15 protein-coding genes are annotated in these 18,195 nt (G+C 51.5%); 2 read left to right on the top strand and 13 right to left on the bottom strand.

Annotated elements, in window-relative coordinates:
* Positions 1–17: 17 nt before the first annotated feature.
* The 5 genes from mdcE to mdcA are packed head-to-tail and all read right to left on the bottom strand — an operon-like array spanning position 18 to position 4,591.
* Positions 18–839 (bottom strand): biotin-independent malonate decarboxylase subunit gamma, encoded by an 822-nt coding sequence (gene mdcE, locus AC6I7T_RS31980; RefSeq protein WP_497794681.1) that lies wholly within the window; start codon positions 837–839, stop codon positions 18–20.
* Positions 836–1,702: a biotin-independent malonate decarboxylase subunit beta gene (locus AC6I7T_RS31975; RefSeq protein WP_497794679.1), complete on the bottom strand. Its 867-nt coding sequence runs from the start codon at positions 1,700–1,702 to the stop codon at positions 836–838. The genes mdcE and AC6I7T_RS31975 overlap by 4 nt, the downstream gene beginning before the upstream one ends.
* On the bottom strand, positions 1,699–1,992 hold the full coding sequence (locus tag AC6I7T_RS31970) for a malonate decarboxylase subunit delta (protein WP_497794678.1): 294 nt from the start codon (positions 1,990–1,992) through the stop codon (positions 1,699–1,701). Before AC6I7T_RS31970 ends, AC6I7T_RS31975 begins: the two co-directional genes overlap by 4 nt.
* Positions 1,980–2,924, bottom strand: a complete 945-nt coding sequence (locus tag AC6I7T_RS31965; RefSeq protein ID WP_497794677.1) for a triphosphoribosyl-dephospho-CoA synthase — start codon at positions 2,922–2,924, stop codon at positions 1,980–1,982. Before AC6I7T_RS31965 ends, AC6I7T_RS31970 begins: the two co-directional genes overlap by 13 nt.
* Positions 2,924–4,591: a malonate decarboxylase subunit alpha gene (gene mdcA / locus AC6I7T_RS31960; RefSeq protein WP_497794675.1), complete on the bottom strand. Its 1,668-nt coding sequence runs from the start codon at positions 4,589–4,591 to the stop codon at positions 2,924–2,926. Before mdcA ends, AC6I7T_RS31965 begins: the two co-directional genes overlap by 1 nt.
* Before the next feature lie 540 nt (positions 4,592–5,131).
* On the opposite strand from mdcA, the gene AC6I7T_RS31955 reads away from it, so the two are divergent.
* The gene (locus AC6I7T_RS31955; RefSeq protein WP_497794674.1) at positions 5,132–6,058 is read left to right on the top strand and encodes a LysR family transcriptional regulator; all 927 of its coding nucleotides are present in this window, start codon (positions 5,132–5,134) and stop codon (positions 6,056–6,058) included.
* A 139-nt stretch (positions 6,059–6,197) separates the two neighbouring features.
* Positions 6,198–6,692, top strand: a complete 495-nt coding sequence (locus AC6I7T_RS31950; RefSeq protein ID WP_497794672.1) for a nitroreductase family protein — start codon at positions 6,198–6,200, stop codon at positions 6,690–6,692.
* A 233-nt stretch (positions 6,693–6,925) separates the two neighbouring features.
* Here the strand turns inward: AC6I7T_RS31950 and AC6I7T_RS31945 are convergent, their stop codons facing one another.
* The 8 genes from AC6I7T_RS31945 to AC6I7T_RS31910 all read right to left on the bottom strand — a co-directional run bounded on the left by AC6I7T_RS31945 (position 6,926) and on the right by AC6I7T_RS31910 (position 17,691).
* A complete protein-coding gene (locus tag AC6I7T_RS31945; protein WP_497794671.1) occupies positions 6,926–8,482 on the bottom strand; it encodes a DUF1593 domain-containing protein in 1,557 nt (518 codons plus the stop codon).
* Positions 8,483–8,564: 82 nt separating this feature from the next.
* Entirely contained in the window at positions 8,565–9,884 is a 1,320-nt protein-coding gene (locus AC6I7T_RS31940; protein ID WP_497794669.1) for an esterase, read from the bottom strand.
* Positions 9,885–10,706: 822 nt separating this feature from the next.
* Positions 10,707–11,699, bottom strand: a complete 993-nt coding sequence (locus AC6I7T_RS31935) for a sugar-binding transcriptional regulator (protein WP_497794667.1) — start codon at positions 11,697–11,699, stop codon at positions 10,707–10,709.
* A 70-nt stretch (positions 11,700–11,769) separates the two neighbouring features.
* Positions 11,770–13,215, bottom strand: coding sequence for an L-fucose/L-arabinose isomerase family protein (locus AC6I7T_RS31930; protein WP_497794666.1), 1,446 nt, complete (start codon positions 13,213–13,215; stop codon positions 11,770–11,772).
* A 131-nt stretch (positions 13,216–13,346) separates the two neighbouring features.
* Positions 13,347–14,363 (bottom strand): AcrB/AcrD/AcrF family protein, encoded by a 1,017-nt coding sequence (locus AC6I7T_RS31925; RefSeq protein ID WP_497795539.1) that lies wholly within the window; start codon positions 14,361–14,363, stop codon positions 13,347–13,349.
* 15 nt (positions 14,364–14,378) lie between these two features.
* A complete protein-coding gene (locus AC6I7T_RS31920; protein WP_497795538.1) occupies positions 14,379–15,872 on the bottom strand; it encodes an FGGY family carbohydrate kinase in 1,494 nt (497 codons plus the stop codon).
* Positions 15,869–16,828 (bottom strand): transketolase family protein, encoded by a 960-nt coding sequence (locus tag AC6I7T_RS31915; RefSeq protein WP_497795537.1) that lies wholly within the window; start codon positions 16,826–16,828, stop codon positions 15,869–15,871. Before AC6I7T_RS31915 ends, AC6I7T_RS31920 begins: the two co-directional genes overlap by 4 nt.
* The gene (locus AC6I7T_RS31910; RefSeq protein ID WP_497795536.1) at positions 16,825–17,691 is read right to left on the bottom strand and encodes a transketolase; all 867 of its coding nucleotides are present in this window, start codon (positions 17,689–17,691) and stop codon (positions 16,825–16,827) included. Before AC6I7T_RS31910 ends, AC6I7T_RS31915 begins: the two co-directional genes overlap by 4 nt.
* Between the last annotated feature and the right edge of the window lie 504 nt (positions 17,692–18,195).

Here is an 18,195-nt window from a genome sequence, read left to right as displayed (position 1 = left end):
CTACCTCTTTCTACTCTTTATACTTCTGTCCACTGTTCAGTTAATCTGCGCCTTACTTCGATCGAAGCACGACGGAACTCTTTAGCTCCTGCCGATTCCAAACGGTTGCTAAGATCCCTCTTGCCATTCCGGACGTCAGCTATAGCATCGGTGAGCTCGCGCTTGATCGCTTCCACTTCATTCTTTTGTGGATTGTCAGGGCTTACGATATTGAGCAGCTTATGTAGCGTTCCCAACTTCGCATAATTGCGGATGTCATATGCCATAGGAACGATCTCTTCAGCCAGTTTCTCAAGATCAGCAATGCTGCGTTTCGTGATACGCGCCGCAGCAGCTTTACCCATTGCATGCACCATTACTTCAGGGGTATTGAACGCGAGAATACGGTTTGCCTGGTAGCCATGCGAGAGGAAAGCACCGGAAATAGCAGGCCCCACAACCAATGCAATAACCGGATGTCCGGCTGCACGAGCTGTTGCATAAGCATCGACAGCCGCAGCACAGGCAAGATGGATCCCTGCAAGCTCTTCGCGCCGTCCGTATGCCTGGCTTTTCACATCAACCACAGCGATGATCGGCCGTTTCTCACCATTCGCGTCGGCCTTGATTACCTCGCGAACAGCACGAGCAAGGCTCCATCCTTCCTCCAGGCCAACTTCTCCATTGCGTACACGGGGAAAACGACTTTCCGGATTAGGAACAACAGAAAGGAAACGGACCTTTTCACCATTCAAATCCGTATCGGAGATAAGGATGGAACCTGGCATGTCCGCCCGTTGCTTCTGTTTGCCTGCCAATGCCTCGATCCAAACTCGACCACGACAACCTGTTCCGCTCACTTAGCTTCCTCCCGTCCGAATTGCTTACGGATCAACTCCGCTGTCCATTGCTGGCTGGCATCCATTGCCGAAAGTAGATTCCAATAGTGCTCGACTTTCGAGCTACGATGTACCGAAGGAACACCCTTTGCAATTTCGTTTCTTATTGCTTGTGCAATCTCTCTGGTATCGTCGTTAACTAACACGTCTGCGAAACCTGCCAGATAGCGTTGTTCTCCCCCGTCAACGGCCCAAACCAGGCCACGGTCCCCAGCGTTGAACTCCTCGATACCAGCCTCTTGCTCAATGACTTCAGGACCATTCATACCCAAACGGGCTTGGCGAGTCACAACCAGTGACGTGCATAGTGCAGCCGCCAGAGACATTCCGCCAAAGCATCCAACCATTCCGGCAACAACACCGATTACCGGGACATATTGACGAAGCGCAACGATCTGAGCGTGAATTTCGGCGATCAATGCGAGGCCCAGGTTGGCTTCCTGCAAACGTACGCCACCGGTTTCCAACAAGAGAACGGCGCGAGTGCGAATTCCTTTTTCATTGTCTTTGCGGGCCAGCTCAAGAGCGGTAGCCAACTTCATTCCGCAAACTTCACCAATGCTGCCACCCTGGAAAGCTCCCTCGATGGCAACTACAACCGCCGGCTCACCATCAATCTTTCCTTTTGCGACGACACATCCATCGTCGAACTGAGGTACGATGTCCTGCATCGGCAACCAGGGTGAGATCACGCGATCGAACGGCCCCAATAGCTCGCGGAAAGTTCCTTCATCCAGCAAAGATTGAGCACGCTCTCTGGCATGTAACTCCAAGAAACTCTTTCTCGTTCGATAATCGATTTTTGAATCCAGGATTGCGCTCATGCTTCACTCACCTCCACGGCTTGTTCCAGACGCAACATCACAGTTCCAGGAGTCGCGCCAAAATCATTGATCTCGATCCTTGCCGCTCCTTGATACTTGGAAAAGAAACGATCTACTACTTCTTTCCACACCGGAGCATACCCATCAACGCTGGTGGTGATACGAACCGAAGCTTTACCCTCATTCGACGCCTCCAGAAGGACTTCCAGATCGCCCGAGCCAACTACGCCGACATGTGCCGGGCGTGGAACCTTGCCGCTAACGGCATACTCAAATTTCATTTTTTCCATCTTTGCGACTCCTCTTCCGTGCTATCGAAAAACACAGCTTCTGGTTCTATCAATGAATCGAGGAATAGCGTCGCAGCTAACAGATCGGCGCTGCCCCCCGGCGAAGCATTTTGTTCCAACAAGGCCGTATCCAGATGTTGAAACGCCTCTCGTCCTCTCGCTGTCGATGTACCTCCGGCAGCTAAAACCATTCGTGCCCCACGTTTTGCTGTTATCAGGCCCGTCATACCGGCACGATGAAGAAGACAGGTATCATCAAGCTCGGCCATGATTGCCAACAAAGTATCCAAACGTGCAACCTGCTCAGGAAGTCCTTGTCTGCGCGCCTCCTGTAACATAGGCAAGCCAATCCTCAGGACATGCGGGAAACCTTCACAAGCTTCACCCCGAGCTCCTCTCACACCAAATTTTGCTGCGGCAGAAACACCATTTGTAATCTGAGGAATCTGCTTCGAATCCGGAAAACGGGCAATCAAGCTGGCGGTATGTGCAATCGTCCTCGCATTCCTGATCTGAGAGATCGCCGCCCCCGCAATCAACAAGCCCAACGCCCAGATCGCACCTTTATGTGCATTGCATCCCCCGGTGGCGGCATACATCGCCTCTTCTCCGCGACGACCGATTGCCGCCAAAACCTCCCGGAGATTCTGGCAAGGATATGCTTCCTGGCTAACAGCAGCCATCTCGCAAAACCATGGTTGAAGCGATTGGGCAGAGCGAAATAGAAGCTCTAGTGTCAGATCTTTATGTGCACCCGGCCCTCTACCATCAACCAATGCAGGTTTTGGTGTGAGATTTGCCTCAGCCATCAGAGCATCCACTGCGATCCCGGCAAGTTCCTCCGAAGTAAGAGCTAGAGGGAATTCCCAGAAAGCGCGGACATCGGACTCAGGCTCTTCACAAAAACGATGCTGAATCTTCGGCTCTAGCATTACCAACTCCGGAACTTGGCTGGTGGTTCATACAGCCCTTCAGACCATTCGACTAGTTCTTCTACGCTGCGGGCGGCAAGAAGAGAACGCTTAGCATCTGTACGGCGAACACCCAGATCCTCAGGCAATGCAACAATGCCCTGCCGACGCAATGCTGCAGTTCGCTTCCCATCCGCCTTCAATCCAATCGGGCTAACACCAGCCACTGCTGCGAGAGCAGCCCGACGCTCCTCTACACCTTGTGCCTTGTAGAGATATGCGATGCCCTCTTCCGTGACTACGTGAGAGACATCATCGCCATAGATCATGATCGGAGCTATCGGCATGCCACTTGACTTACCAACCTCTACCGCATCCAAGGTCTCCACGAAAGCAGGAACTCCTCCTGCCTGGAAGGTCTCAACCATCTGTACAACTAATTTCCGTCCCCGAACGACAGCTCCATTGTCTGTAATCAGATCGAGCCAGGCATGACTTCCATGACGGCGGCCATGGGGATCATGTCCCATGTTAGGAGCGCCGCCAAAACCGGCAAGACGCCCAAGCGTTACCGTTGAGGAATTCCCATCCGCATCCATCTGCAGCGTTGAACCGATGAACAGATCTACGGCGTACTGACCTGCAAGCTGGCACAAAACGCGGTTCGAACGTAGGCTTCCATCTCGGCCGGTAAAGAAGATATCGGGACGGGCCGCAATATACTTTGCCATGCCCACTTCGCTTCCAAAGCAATGGACACTTTCCACCCATCCACTCTCAATTGCTGGAATCAATGTCGGATGGGGGTTTAGAGTCCAGTTACGGCAAATCTTCCCTCTTAATCCAAGCGACTCTCCATACGTGGGCAGCAGTAACTCGATAGCCGCAGTGTCAAAGCCCACCCCGTGATTCAGGGCCGTAACCTGATGTTTCTCGTAGACCCCGCGGATTACCATCATGGCCATCAAAATGTGTAGTTCATTAATCTGACGAGGATCACGCGTAAAGAGAGGTTCTATAGCATAAGGACGATCGGACTGAACCACAACATCAACCCAGGATCCCGGGATATCGACACGCGGCAGTTCATCAACGATCTCGTTTACCTGAACGATCACAATGCCTTCATGGAAAGCTGCCGCTTCGACGATTACAGGAGTGTCTTCTGTGTTCGGTCCGGTATACAGATTTCCTTGTCGATCCGCCTTCTCTGCGCAGACCAAAACCACATTAGGGCAAAGGTCCACGAACATTCGCGCATAGAGTTCGACGTAGGTATGAATTGCACCGATTTCCAGTTGCCCGTCTTCGAGCAGTTGGGCAACACGCAGACTCTGTGGCCCGGCAAAAGCGAAGTCGACCTTCTTTGCAATGCCTTTTTCGAAGAGGGTGAGGTGCTCAGGACGGCTAATACTGGAGATGATCAGGTGGAGATCATGGATCTTCTTGGAATCAAGCTGAACCAGAGAACGCGAAAGGAAGTCGGCTTGTTTTTGGTTGTCTCCTTCGAGAACTATCTTGTCCCCTGAAGCAATCAATTTCTCGAGTACTTCAACAATCTCTGCTCCCGAGATAATCTTGTTTTCCATTTGAGACTGAATCAGACTCAAGCGCCGATGTTTCTCATCTCGCCGCGTGGTCCACGACCGCTTGTCCTTTGAAATGCCTGTCTGTACTGCGGGACTCATCCAAAACTCTCCTTTCACTACTGGAACCTCTTGCCGATACCACCTGGCCTCATTGACACTCGATCTTCCCACTCGACGCGTGCCATATCGGCGCAATTCACTTGTGTCCTTTCCTGTCTCTCGCCGTATATCTATCTATGAAGCAGCTAAACCAAGCTGGGCTTCATAGATTTCCTGGCAGCTGGAGATTCCAGTCAAACCACAAGTGGGCAAACCTCTGATGTCGAAACAGAACACTCTTTGTGAGGAGTAGTCTTGCGTCGCGAAAGGGGGGAAGTGTCGCGACAAGCACAAGGCAACTTCGAACAAATCGAGTACAGATCGAACGATACTCAACACCGTACGAACTCAAAGACTTATCGGATTTTCATGCCCTTTCCGAAGCCCGTTCTGAATCCACTAGTCATTAGAGCTCGCAACGCGCAATCTGTATAATTGTTTGTTTTCGAGTTGGTGATAAGTTTTTCAAATCAATGGCGAGTAGTGGAATTTGAGGGCACAGCAAGTTGAACTCTTAAAAGTCCACGTAAGGAGAAAACCATGGATCTACGTCAGCTTAAATATTTCCTTGCCGTAGCCGAGCATTTGCATTTCCATAAGGCCTCAGAGTTTGTCCATCTGAGCCAACCTGCATTGACGCTGCAGATTCGTGCGCTCGAAGAAGAATTAGGTGTAACCCTCCTGAATAGAGACCGGCACAGGACTACGCTTACCGCTGCCGGGGCAATACTACGCGACGAAGCGCGTGCTCTACTCGAAGCCGCAGATCGCGCCGCAGAAAGAACGAGACGCGCAGCAAGGGGACAGGTAGGACTGGTTCGCATAGGATTCATCTCAACGGCGGCTTCTCGTGTTTTGCCTTCCATCATCTCCACCTATCGGGAACAGCACCCAGAGGTAGAACTGGAACTAAGAAATATCCTCACAGCGGAGCAACTCACAACAATACAAAACCGACTCATCGATGTAGGACTGCTACGTCTGCCAATCCCCGCATATGACGATATCGAGGTGTTTCCTATCCATAGGGAGCCATTCGTCATCATCCTTCCAGTGGTTCATCCGCTCGCGAAGAAACGCCAACTCCACCTTGAGCAACTGAAAGACTGCAGTTTCGTAATGTATGCCCGCCGGCATGCTCCCGGTTTTCATGATCAGATTTTAGGAATCCTAAATCGAGCTGGACTCTCACCAAGAATTGCGCAGGAAACAGGAGAAATGTACACATTGGTTTCTCTGGTATCTGCAGGGCTGGGAGTGGCAATAGCACCCGCCTCGGTAGAGAATTATCAGATACCCGGAATCGCAATACGGAAATGTCCCGACATCGACGTCTTCTCTGAAATAGCACTGATAATTCTGAAAGAGAATAATCATCCAGCAGCGCGGGCATTTGTCGATCTGTCTCTTAAGCAGTTTGGAATAAAAAGAGAAAAAGCTATCAACGTCAGTCAAGGGAAAAAATAAGAGCTGTTGTCGTTTTTTTCTTCGACATAGTCCACAGTACATTTCTCCACTGCTCAATATCTTCACCTCCTCTTCGCAATAGAGCGAACTCTGGATCACAATTTCTTATGGCGTTTTCTTGTATCATTAAAAACCGAATATGAAGAGTGCTATTGAGGTTCTCAGAAGTCGCCGCAGTATCCGTAATTACACCGCACAGCAGGTGGAGCGCAGCATTATCGAGCAGATTATCGACTGCGCACGATTGGCACCTACGGCGATGAACGATCAGCCTTGGGAATTTGTTGTCATAACCGAAAAGGATGCTCTGCAGAAGATTCCCGTAATGCTTGGACATGCCGAGTTTATTGCTAACGCAGCATTTGCAGTGCTAGTCCTGGCCCGTCCGACTCAGTGCGCATTGGAAGACTGCTGTGCAGCTACGGAAAATCTTCTGATTGCAGGAGCGGCATATGGTTTGGGCTCCTGTTGGGTGGCAGGTTCACAACAGCCCTATGGGCCCGCCGTGGTCAAAGCTTTTGGTGCTCCGGAAAATCATAAACTTGTCGCCATAGTGTCCTTCGGATATCCAGCTGAAGATCCACAAATCGAGAAACGACCGCTTACTGAAGTTCTACACTGGCAGCATTTTTAACATCTGACATCCCACAGACTCTATCACAGACAAAGAAACACAGCACAACTGGAGAATAGTTGTGCTGTGTTTCTTTAAGCGACTTGCATGTAAGATTGCTCTCGCGTACACGGGACTCGTCCAATGTGGTAGATCGCACGTGACAGCACCTCAACTCTTTGAAAGCTTCGTGGAAGTATCCTCTAATCTGACCAGCCGTCCTCTTATGCTGCAGTCAAAGATGCCTAACCTGATTAGGGAAGCACGTGCACGATAACACGGCGATAGCGTGAAAGCGGAGGTGCTCCTTTATCTGTTACGCGAAGTATAAAATGTATGGTTTTTGGTGAATCAACTTTCGGGGCGGTCACCGGAAGATCTGCCAGCACCGGTGAAAATGGTGCAAGATTTACCGGCTCCGGCAGATCTCCCGCTTCGACGTATTGAAACCAGTAATAGCTGATGGAATCGTGATCTGGATCGTAGGAACCCGTTGCGTTCAGGTGAAACTCTTGCCCTGAATGAACTGTAAACTCTGGTGGCGTGTTCTGCGCAAGGATTGCAACCGGTTGATGATTAGCTTCTTTGTATGACTTGATTGTCCAGTCCATGCGAGCGGCAAAATCATTTTGAAAATCTTCACGCCAGCGCCACAGAGTAACGCCCGCGTTCTTGGGCAAAACTGATTTATCCTCCGCAACTGAACCTGGCAACCGGAAAGGTCTACGCACCATGGGCCCATTGTATTGGTCGCTGCTCGCGGTCCAGATGGGACGTGTCTCCGGCACAGGTGTGACCACACTCTGCCAGCGGAAATTGGGAATTACCGGCAGTGGTGGAGGAAGCGGCGGGAGATAAAGAGCAAAGCGACCGCCCCATCCTCCGTAGCCTGGGTGTGAGGGGTTATCCAGTCCGTTAGGAATGAGGCCCAGAAATGAGGGTGTATCACCTTCCATTCCATATGCGATATCTGGATAGACTTCGCCAAGTGGGCCATGTCCTTGCTGGATGTTCTTGACTAGCCAGGCTGAACTAATCATTTCCGGACTAGAGCCAGGGTCGGCCGAGTTTAGACCAGTATCGAAACCGATTGGTGTTATCCAAAACAGCGATGGAAACTCTCTACGAATCCAAAACCCCGAGTCGTCCTGATCCCCAATCGCATACACACGCAGTTTCAAAACAAGGGCCTTCACAGATTCGGGCTTCTCCGTAGCACGGATCTTCCAGAGCGCCTGGGCCAACGTATTCGCACCACCCCATATCGCTACCCATAAGGGACGTGAATCGTTCTTCTTTAATGCTGAGATCAGCATTGAAGAACCTTCGGAGTCTTTCCCTGGCCCCACTCCTCCCATTCCATACTCCGATGATCCAGACTTAATCAGCGAACTAAGGTACTCTCCAGTTGGATAGCGAGAGTCGTGTTGCAGTAGATTTGGGCGAACCTGCGAGTATGCTTTAATGACCTTTTCAATCAACCAGGGATTAGTCCTGTCCATCATAAAAGTCGACGTTGTCGCAACGAGACCTTCGATATCGATTTCATTCGAATATAGGACAAGACGAACCATCGATTGGCTATCATCGTTATCGGCTCCCATATCGGTAAGAACAAAGAGACGGTGCCTGTCCTCGTCCCGCAGTGATTCGTTCTCATGTACTGTGGCAATCACATGATCTTTGTCCAGGCAGTTCATGTTGCATGGAACATTCTTAAACGGAGGCTCGTGAGGACTCTCCTGAGCCAGAACTCCGGGAGTTACCAGAGCCAAGATCATCACTAGAGCAATACCATTCTCGTTTCGCATAACTTTCGTAAACCTCGATATCAGGGACCAATCATCGACGCTTCTTATCGGCCGAATTCCTCACGATGTAGAGGAATGGCAGTTAGCGGAAAAACTGGGGAGCAACTTCCACCAAGCTCTTCCTCCAAAAGCTCCAGACGTGCCCATAACCCGGAACTTCGTTGTGAATGAAATGAATTTTGTGCCCGATCAGCCAGTCTTCGAATTGCTTATTTGAGGTAATGAGACCGTCGTCCAAACCGCAGGAAAGATACAACAAACGTAGCTTGTCGTTGATGGACGCATCCAGGCCAGGCATGTTCTTCTCGATAGCCCCAGGATCAAGGTTGAATTTCGGGATGCTAAGTGCAGCGGGGTCATTTGCCGTGGACGTTTTAGCAGGCATCATTGCTCCCGGCCATGCGATAATTGCACCACTGAACGACGCAATCCATGCAAACACATCAGGATTATTCAGCCCGGTAAACAACGCTTGTCCACCGCCCATGGAGAGGCCTGCAATAGCACGAGAAGAGCTTCTTGGAATCGTTCGGTAGTTCCGATCCATGTAAGGAACAAGATCATAGACAATACTTTTGGCAATCTCCGTAATGCTCGGCGTGATGTCATACCCGCGTGGCGGCAGTGGAGCCAGCAATGCTGTACTCGCAGGTGGAAAGATATCCGGAATGGAATGCCGGTCATGATGCCCATTTGGCATTACAACAATCATGGGCACAATTTTGTGAGCGGCGAAGAGATTGTCCATGATCTGTGCCATCCGACCCGACTCGAGCCACTCATTCTCATCTCCTCCCCATCCGTGGAGCAGATATAGCACAGGATATCTGTCCGTACCTTCCCGGTAATTCGGTGGTGTGTATATCAAAGCTCGCCTGGGAGTAACCACGCTCTTTGACGTATACCAGACGGCTGTGACTTCACCATGAGGAAGATCCTTGTTCTCATATAACGTACTCTCTGGATCTTGCCCTGTGACAATAAAATAGCTACCGATCCGGATGGCATCGTTGATCGAGTGAACATTATTAGGATCGATCGCTTTCACCCCATCTACAAGGAAAGAGTAGGTATAAAAATCTGGCCGCATTTTCCCCAACGAAATGGACCAGACACCTTGCGCATCTCTTTCCAGAACGTCGCCCATCGGACTCTTGGAATTCCAGTCTCCAACTACCCTAACGGTTTTGGCCTCAGGGGCACAAAACCTAAGCAGCACATGGCCATCTGACGAGATTTCAGGAGACCGTAATGGTGGCGCAGTATTCCAAATACCGGCTGGAGTTCCGGCTGGCAAACACATATCAACATGTTGTGACAAAGCCGAAGACTGTGAAAAACAAGCTGCGGGAGCAAAAACCGCAAACAAAAAAGTAGCACGCAGATGTGCTCGATATTGCATTAAGAGTTATAGCCCCCTTTCGAAGAGGACCACAATCTAAGCATTAGGCATAAACATTGTCAATATGCATATTTATGCAATACTCATGCGCATTGGCGAAAAATTGATCCACACGTTTTTGGTGAGATTGGAGATACGACACAACATGGAGGCGAGCGCAGCCATTTTTTCGGCGCCCGTCTTTGGAGAAAATACACGGGTTGGAATAGTTTTAAATGGGTGTCGAAATTTTCTTGTCTAACATGACCTCTCTGCACTCGTACTGCAGCCTTTTACCACGAAGGGAGCCTCCCAGGGAAATCTAAATCCCGGGCTCTACTCTACAGCGACAAATGCTCCAGCAGCCTTCCATGATGTCACGGTAGCAACCAGCGGAGTAAGCGACTGTACCGTTAGCACACCGAGTATGTGCAATAACAGCAGCGCATCCTCAACCAATCTGGCCGGAGGACAAGTAGGATACCTGGTCACAGCAGGGTATGACCTGGTAACAGGCTTGGGCTCCCTAGATGTTAAAAAATTCCTGTCGAGCTACTAAAGTGCAAATACCAGCAGCAGTAGGATCAATCTCTCCCGCTGTCGGCAAGACTACATGCCAAGCAATCTTCGACATATTGCTTATTCAACGGAATAAGATTTCGAACTGATAGCACATCTCTCGCTGAGGCAACGGGACACGTCAACATGGTCGGATTACCAGAATAAGCCGAAAGGATTCCGTCACACGGGAGGGATTTGTCGGCGGTCCCGTTTCGACTGGAAGGAGACTTTCTGCTCCGTCTCCAATCATGCTGGCAGAACGATTGCGCCCTCTCTAGCGCCTTAACTTTGCGCTTTTGAAAGGGCTTCAGCTGTTCGCTGATCGGTAATCAAGACATCAATCAAGCCGCCGCGTAAAGCCCCAAGAATGGCATTCATCTTTTGCGCTCCCCCGGCAACTCCAACAACGCGCCTACAGGCCCGCAACTTGACCAGGTCAATCCCAATCACTCTCTTCATCAGCGGCGATTTGATAGGCTGTCCGTCAGCGTTGAAGAAGCGGAAGCATATGTCTCCAACAGCCCCTAGTCGCTGAAGTTGTGCGCGCTCTTCTCTAGAAAAGATATTGCCACTTACCGCAAGCATTCTCGAAGGCTCCATCGAGCCGATTCCGACCAGGGCTACATCCAATTTATCGAACAACGCCGATGCTTCCTGGACTGCCTGATCACGGGAAAGAACTCTCTGGGCCTCAGGCGAGCCAACAACGGCAGGCGACTGCAGCAGGACAGCTCCGGCACCAATGCTTGCCGCTAATCGTTGAGCAAGATGAATTGCATGAAATTCGTTACCGACGTTCCCAACTCCACCGAGGATCTGAACTACTTTGCCATCTTTGCAGGAATCGCTCGGATGTAAGGCATCGACCATGGCAAATAAGGAACGGCTCCAGGAAGAGATACCGACAACCCTACCCGGCTTCAACGTTGTCTCGAGAAAATAGGCTAATGCTACTCCCAGGTCGCGGACCATGGCTTCTCCCTCGGCCGGACAATCCACGACAACGGCATCCTTAAGATCAAACCGTGATGTTAGTTGATCTTCCAACTCGGCGAATGTTCCAGGAGGAGTGGCAATATTAAAGCGGACAAGATTCAATGTCCGCGCCTTTTTTAGCATCCTGGAAATTGTCGACTGATGGAGCTGCAGTTTCTCCGTAATTGCCTGCTGACTGAGGTCTTGAATGTAATACATTCGAGCAACCTTAGCCATAAGACGGAGTTCATCCACGCGTGCCATAGCCGTAATTGTCGCATAGGGGATAAAACGCGCCAAGCATTTTCAGTACTTGACGCATTTCTATGCGCAATTTACGAACCATGTAAGATCTAGCCCACTTCTCTCCTTAAATCACGCAGGGAATCGAGGGTAACTCGGAGGAGCGATTGTGGTGGTATGTCCTCCATCCCTTATATCGGCTGAGCGCATCCGCCACGGCCTCTCCACAATGACTACGGCTCATTGCCGCATGATGTTCAAATCCATGCTGACAGATGATATGCATCAATTTCGGTAGCGTGGGAACGTCGACTACCGCTCGCGTACCAAAGGTATTAAGGGGATCGTCCGTAAAATCACCCTCGGCAACATAAGCACTGATAGAACCTGTAAGGTCATCCGTGCTGACACGCGTTATGGTCAGGGGGCCTGCAGGTGTACGCCCGTTGAGTGCACCTACCGTATTCTCTTCGCCCAGCGTGGTTCCCAAGATTGGCGCTGTACTGATCTTTGCCTCCGGAAGAAACTCCGTAGCCCAATTGCCGCAGTGGAACAGGACACACTTGTCGGGATTCCCGCCATAGTTGTTATTCCAATCTACCAGTGCGCTAGGCCGTCCACTTGCTAATTGAAGAGCATACATACTGATAACACCTGCAATATCCACCTCGCAGGCAGAAGGCATCATCCTCTGACTCATCATCGACATAATTGTGCAGACGTTAACGCCAAAGTTCTTCTGGAGTGAACTCCAGCACTGGATGGCAGTAGCTGAAATACCAAGAGAGTCCATCCAGTCATCAAGAACGAGAGCGAACTTCGCCATACGGACAAGAGACTCCGCTGGAGCTGCCGATGCATCGGCATAAGCATGTATCTGTTCGATGCGTGCCTTCACACGGCTATCGCTATCGGCAATCTGGCTGGCATTCCCGAAGATCTCGGAGAGATCGATGGTATTTGTAGAGATACCTGAATTTTCAAAGAGCTTTTCACTAAAACGAGTGGTATTGAAGGCATTCGGGCGGGCGCCAACCGCACCGATGCGAGCGCGATGCAAACCGCGAACAACTTTACATACCTGAAGAAAATTGACTAAGTCTTCGCGAAAACGCGGATCCAGCACGGCTACCGTGTGATCCCGTGTAAGGCTGTACTTAAGTCCGAATTGACGAAGATTATTGCAGACCGATATTTTCCCGCAAAAGGCATCACGGCGACGATCAAGGCCGAACTGATCAAGGTCGTCCGGATAGGCTTGCACGAGGATTGGAATATTAACATCTGCCAAACGGATGGAATCGGCCACACCCTTCTCATCGCCGAAGTTCGGCAGGCATACAAGGATCCCCTCAATGCGTTCACGGTTCTTTCTCAGTAACTCTCCGCACTTCTGCGCATCGGACCATGTCTCTACCGCACCCAGCTTCGAATCTGATGGGGAAAGCCACACCGGCTCAATGCCCAATTCACCAAATAGTTTCTCCAGGTCCCGCCGCGCTTCCGTAATCAGTACATCGGGAAAGAAGTCGCGATTGCCTATAATTACCCCAAGTATCGACTTGCTTGTCATCTCATCCTCTCTGATTGTCGAGATTTCTTGTTATTACGAACGCCCGGCCCGGTCTAGTGCCGTTCCCGATCGTCATCATGATCCTCTTCTGTGTACCGGCATGTTCAAGGTTCCGGCGTTGTAGGTCTCGCCTACAGGCGCGAATAGGTAATAATTGCCAGGCCCACCAAATAACAAAGGAACATCGCAGCAAGCAAACGCGATGTTCCCTTTGGAGCCTCTGCAAACTCACGCCACACCAGCACTCCCCACAAGATAGCCACCACCGGCGCTGCATTCGATAGCGCATAGGAAACCGCCGGTCCCGCCGCACCTACTGCGATAAAACTCAGTGAAAGTCCCAGTGCCCAAATCACGCCGCCCAAGACGCCAGTCATGTGCGTGCCAAGGCTTCCCTTCCAGTAGTCCCCTCCGCGCACGGGCTCTCCTTCGACAGGCTTGCGCATGAAGAACGGATTGAACACGAAGGTCGTCACGAATGCGCCTACAGTAAAGAAGAACGATGCCGTCAGCGGCATCAGCTTGCCGGATCCTCCCGCTACAAACACAGGATCAATCGACTTCACTGTCAGGGAATAAAAGAACGCGATCAGGATGCCCGCTGCTACGGATAGCAGAATCCCCTTTGCACTCGGCTTCTTCACCGCACGCACCAGCTTGCTATAAGCATGCATGCTCAAAAAGATCGCCACTACAATTACAGCCACGCCCGCAAACAACAAGCCGGTGTTTCCCGGATTCGTCTGTCCTTCCAGGATCACAAGGACAAAACTGAAGATAATTCCCAGCACCCAGGCGATACCACCACCGATAGGAAAACCAATTGCCATACCGGCTACGGCAATAGCAGCCACCAGCAGCAGGTTACCCAGGTTCCACACTGCACCGCCCAACATCGCCCAGAAGATACTGCCAGCATCAGCTTGTGCCAAATCCGCGAGAAAAGGCCGACCGGTTGAACCAAACGTCCCCAAGGTCAATGCCGCAGCTAAGGACGTCAGCATCAGTCCAGAAACAAAGTCCCAATAGAACAGCTCAAATCGCCATGAGCGTGCAGCCAGCTTCTGCGTGTTTGCCCACGATCCCCAGCAGATCATCGTCAGCACGCACAGTATCACTGCAACCGTATAACTCTGAATCGTGACCATTGCTTGATTCCTCTCTTACTCCGGCAGCAGGCGCGCACGGCGCACGGCCAGCTTCCAGGCCGCCAGTTTTTCGTTCCGTTCCGCCGCACTCATCTGCGGTGCAAAACTTGTAGTCGCTTCAGGCAACTTCTCGAACTCTGCAGTCGACGCCCACCATCCCAGAGTTAATCCGCCCAGCCACGCCGCACCTAATGCAGAAAGTTCTTCATTGCCGGAGCGATAAACAGACCGGCCTAGCATGTCAGCTTGCATCTGCATCAGGCCATCGTTGCGGCTTGCTCCACCATCGGCCAGCAGCGCCGGCAATTCGATACCCGAGGCCTGCTCCATCGCATAGAACACATCTGCGACCTGATACGCGATCGCATCCACCGCCGCATGAGCTAAATGTGCCGCAGTGTGCGATCTCCCAAGGTTGGTAATTGTGCCGCGTGCTGTATGATCCCAGTGCGGAGCACCCAACCCTACCATCGCCGGAACCAACAGAACTCCACCCGCATCCGGTACTGAATTCGCCAACTTCACGGCATCCGCCGTGGGATGCTCGAGTCCTAGAAACTCGCCAACCCATTGCACAGCCGAACCAGTCATCGCGATATTCCCTTCAAGTGCATAACGCACCTCATTCTTCGAGGTCCAGGCAATTGTGCGCGCCAGCGCATCCGTCTCTTTGGGTAACTCAGCAGCCATCATCATCAGTGACGACCCGGTCCCGTAGGTCGCTTTCACAATGCCCGTTTTATATCGTCCGTGGCCTACAAGCGCAGCGTGAGAATCGCCAATAGCTGCCACCACCGGCACACCTGTCAGCTCAGGCACAGCCGTGCACACGCCAAAGCTGCCGCTTGACGTTTGCACATCCGGCAATGCCCGCCGCGGAATGCCGAACAGAGCCAACATCTGCTCATCCCAATCCAGTTTTTCGAGATTTAGCAGCGCTGTTCGTGAAGCATTCGAGCCATCCGTTGCATGAACCGCACCGCCTGTCAGGTTATAGATCAGCCACGCATCGACCGTGCCCAGCAATACCTCACCAGCCTCAGCCTCTTTCTTCAGCTCCGGCATGTTTCCAAAAATCCAGGCCCACTTGCTTGCGGAAACCAGCGGATCGAGAGGCAATCCTGTTCTCGCGCGAATCAACCCGGCTTTATCTGCCAACCGATCACAAATCCCCGCCGACCGCCGGCACTGCCACGTAATAGCATTCGTTACTGGTCTTCCAGGTATGCCACGACGCCATGCTACAGCCGTTTCGCGTTGATTTGAAATCGTGATACCTACAATACGCAGCTCTTTGGTGCTTGCATATCGAGTGCATTCGTTCATTACTTGCAGAACCGAATTCCACAGCGCAAGCGGGTCCTGCTCCACGAAACCCGCCTGCGGCTGTAGCAGTTCCAACCCGGCCGATGCGCGAAAGACAGGCTTTCCGCTACGATTCATCAGCAGGGCTTTTGTGTTCGTGGTTCCCTGGTCGATTGAAAGAATCGCTTCGGCCGCCATCTTCATTTCGCTCCTATCAGCTCCATTGCTGCCTTTTCAATGCCCTTGGCGTTGAGTCCGAAGTGATCCAGCAGAAACTCTGCTTTCCCCGTCGGTGCAAACGTATCCGGCAAACCCAGAATGCGCATCGGAGCCGGATGGTTCAGTGCCAGAACCTCGGCCACTGCACCCCCCAAACCACCTGCAGTCAATGCTTCTTCCACTGTCACGATGCCGCGTGTCTTCTTCGCCGCATCGATCACCGCATCGGAGTCAAATGGCTTCATGCTGCTCATATTCAGGACCCGTGCGGAATATCCTCGGCTGGCCAGTGCATCCGCCGCATCCAGAGCCCGTGAAACCAGCACGCCATTGGCGATAATGGTTACGTCGTCGCCATCACGCAGCTTCGCCGCTTTACCCAGAGTGAACCGATAGTTATCTGCATGCACCTTCCGCACCGGAATGCGGCTAATGCGAAGAAACATCGGACCTACGTGTTCCAGGGAGTAATGCAGCGCCTGTTCGGTCTCCAGAGGATCGGCTGGCACAATTACCGACAGATGCGGAAGTATACGCGTCCAGGCCAAATCTTCGATCGAATGATGCGTCGGGCCAAGTTGTCCATATGCCATACCCGAAGACATGCCGCACAGTTTCACATTGGCCTTGGTGTAACACAGGTCGATCTTCACCTGCTCCATTGCACGGGCCGTCAAGAAACATGCAGCACCACACACATACGGAACCATGCCGCCATTGGCTAGTCCTGTTCCCACACCCACCATGTTCTGTTCGGCAATACCCACATTCACGAATCGGGAAGGGAACTTCTCCTTGAAGCCCTTCATCTTGGCCGACGACAGCGAGTCGTTAATTACCACACATACACGAGGATCCACAGCCGCCATCTCTTCCACAGCTCGCGAATATGCATCTCGGCAGTCGAATAGCTCTTCCACTACAGGAGTACTTGTGCTCACAGCGTCACCTCCATGCCAAGTTCTTTCGCGGCTTGCTGCAGTTGCTCTGCCGTTGGAACGCCATGATGCCATGCGGGTTTCCCCTCAGCAAACGAGACACCCTTACCTTTAATTGTTTTTGCGATGAAGCATGTCGGCTTGCCGGTTTTTAGCGGAACCGAAGTAAAGGCATTGAAGAGCGCCGAATGATCGTGGCCTTCGATTTCCTCTACAGCAAATCCAAAAGCAGTCCAACGATCGGCTAGCGGTTCCATCCGAATGGTAGTTTCTGTGAAATCGCCTTGCTGGATTCGATTGCGGTCAACAATCACAATCAGATTATCGAGGCCGTAGTGCTGGGCACACATAGCTGCTTCCCAGTTCGAGCCTTCCTGAAGCTCTCCGTCGCCAACCAGCACGAAAACCCGCCACGATTCATTTCTCATCCGCGCTGCAAGTGCCATACCAACCGCGATTGGCAATCCGTGTCCAAGCGGTCCGGTATTTGCTTCTACGCCTGCCAGCTTGTTTCTGTCAGGATGTCCGTTCAACATCGAGAGCGGATCCATAAAGGTCTTCAGTTGCTCCAGAGGAAAGAACCCGCGTTGAGCGAGCGTCGAATAGAAAGCACCGGAGCAATGCCCTTTGGACATCACAAAACGATCTCTCTGTGCCCAGTTCGGGTTGGAAGGATCTACCCGCAAAATTTGACCAAGATATAGCGTCGCCAGGATATCGGCGGAAGACAAATCCCCGCCAGTATGGCCCAGTTTGGCATGATTGGTCATTGTCATCGCACTCAGACGAATCCAGTTCGCCTTTCTGCTTAACCACTCAGCCTTATCTTCAGGAGACCCGAGTTCTTCAAATCCGTTTTGATTCATTGTCTTTGCAATAACACCTTAGTTGCGCCGCTGCGATAACAGCATCAACGCATTCGCAACCGGAACTTCGATCGATACCGGCTCCAAGAGCGTCCTTACCACAGACGGCAAAAAGATTCTGATCGCCAATATGTCCCAAGAATTTCGTATATCCGGAACCTGTTGGCAATGTTTCTTCACACAATACACTTGGACTGTAGGCAGTGCCACGGATTTTTTCAATGCTGCATAAATATGCATATAGACTCCGAAACATCAAAGAATAGCGGCAAAAGTGATTGCGTTCTTGGCGGAATTTCCCACCTATTGAGATGATCCCCACTTAGGGCGATCCCTCCACAAGGTCTTTGGTCGATTTTGAAAGTCCCTCAAGAAAGGACTCTCTTTCGTTTCATCAAAGACACTGTTTCCCCGTCCATCTGTAAAATCCAATGACGGAAAATACACGAGCACGAGACTGGGATCTGGTTTATAACCCGCACAACAAACTTGATCGAAATGACA

This window comes from Humiphilus diazotrophicus (assembly GCF_059726315.1).
Note: the sequence above shows the minus strand (reverse complement) of the source record. Positions and strands in the feature narration are given on the sequence as shown.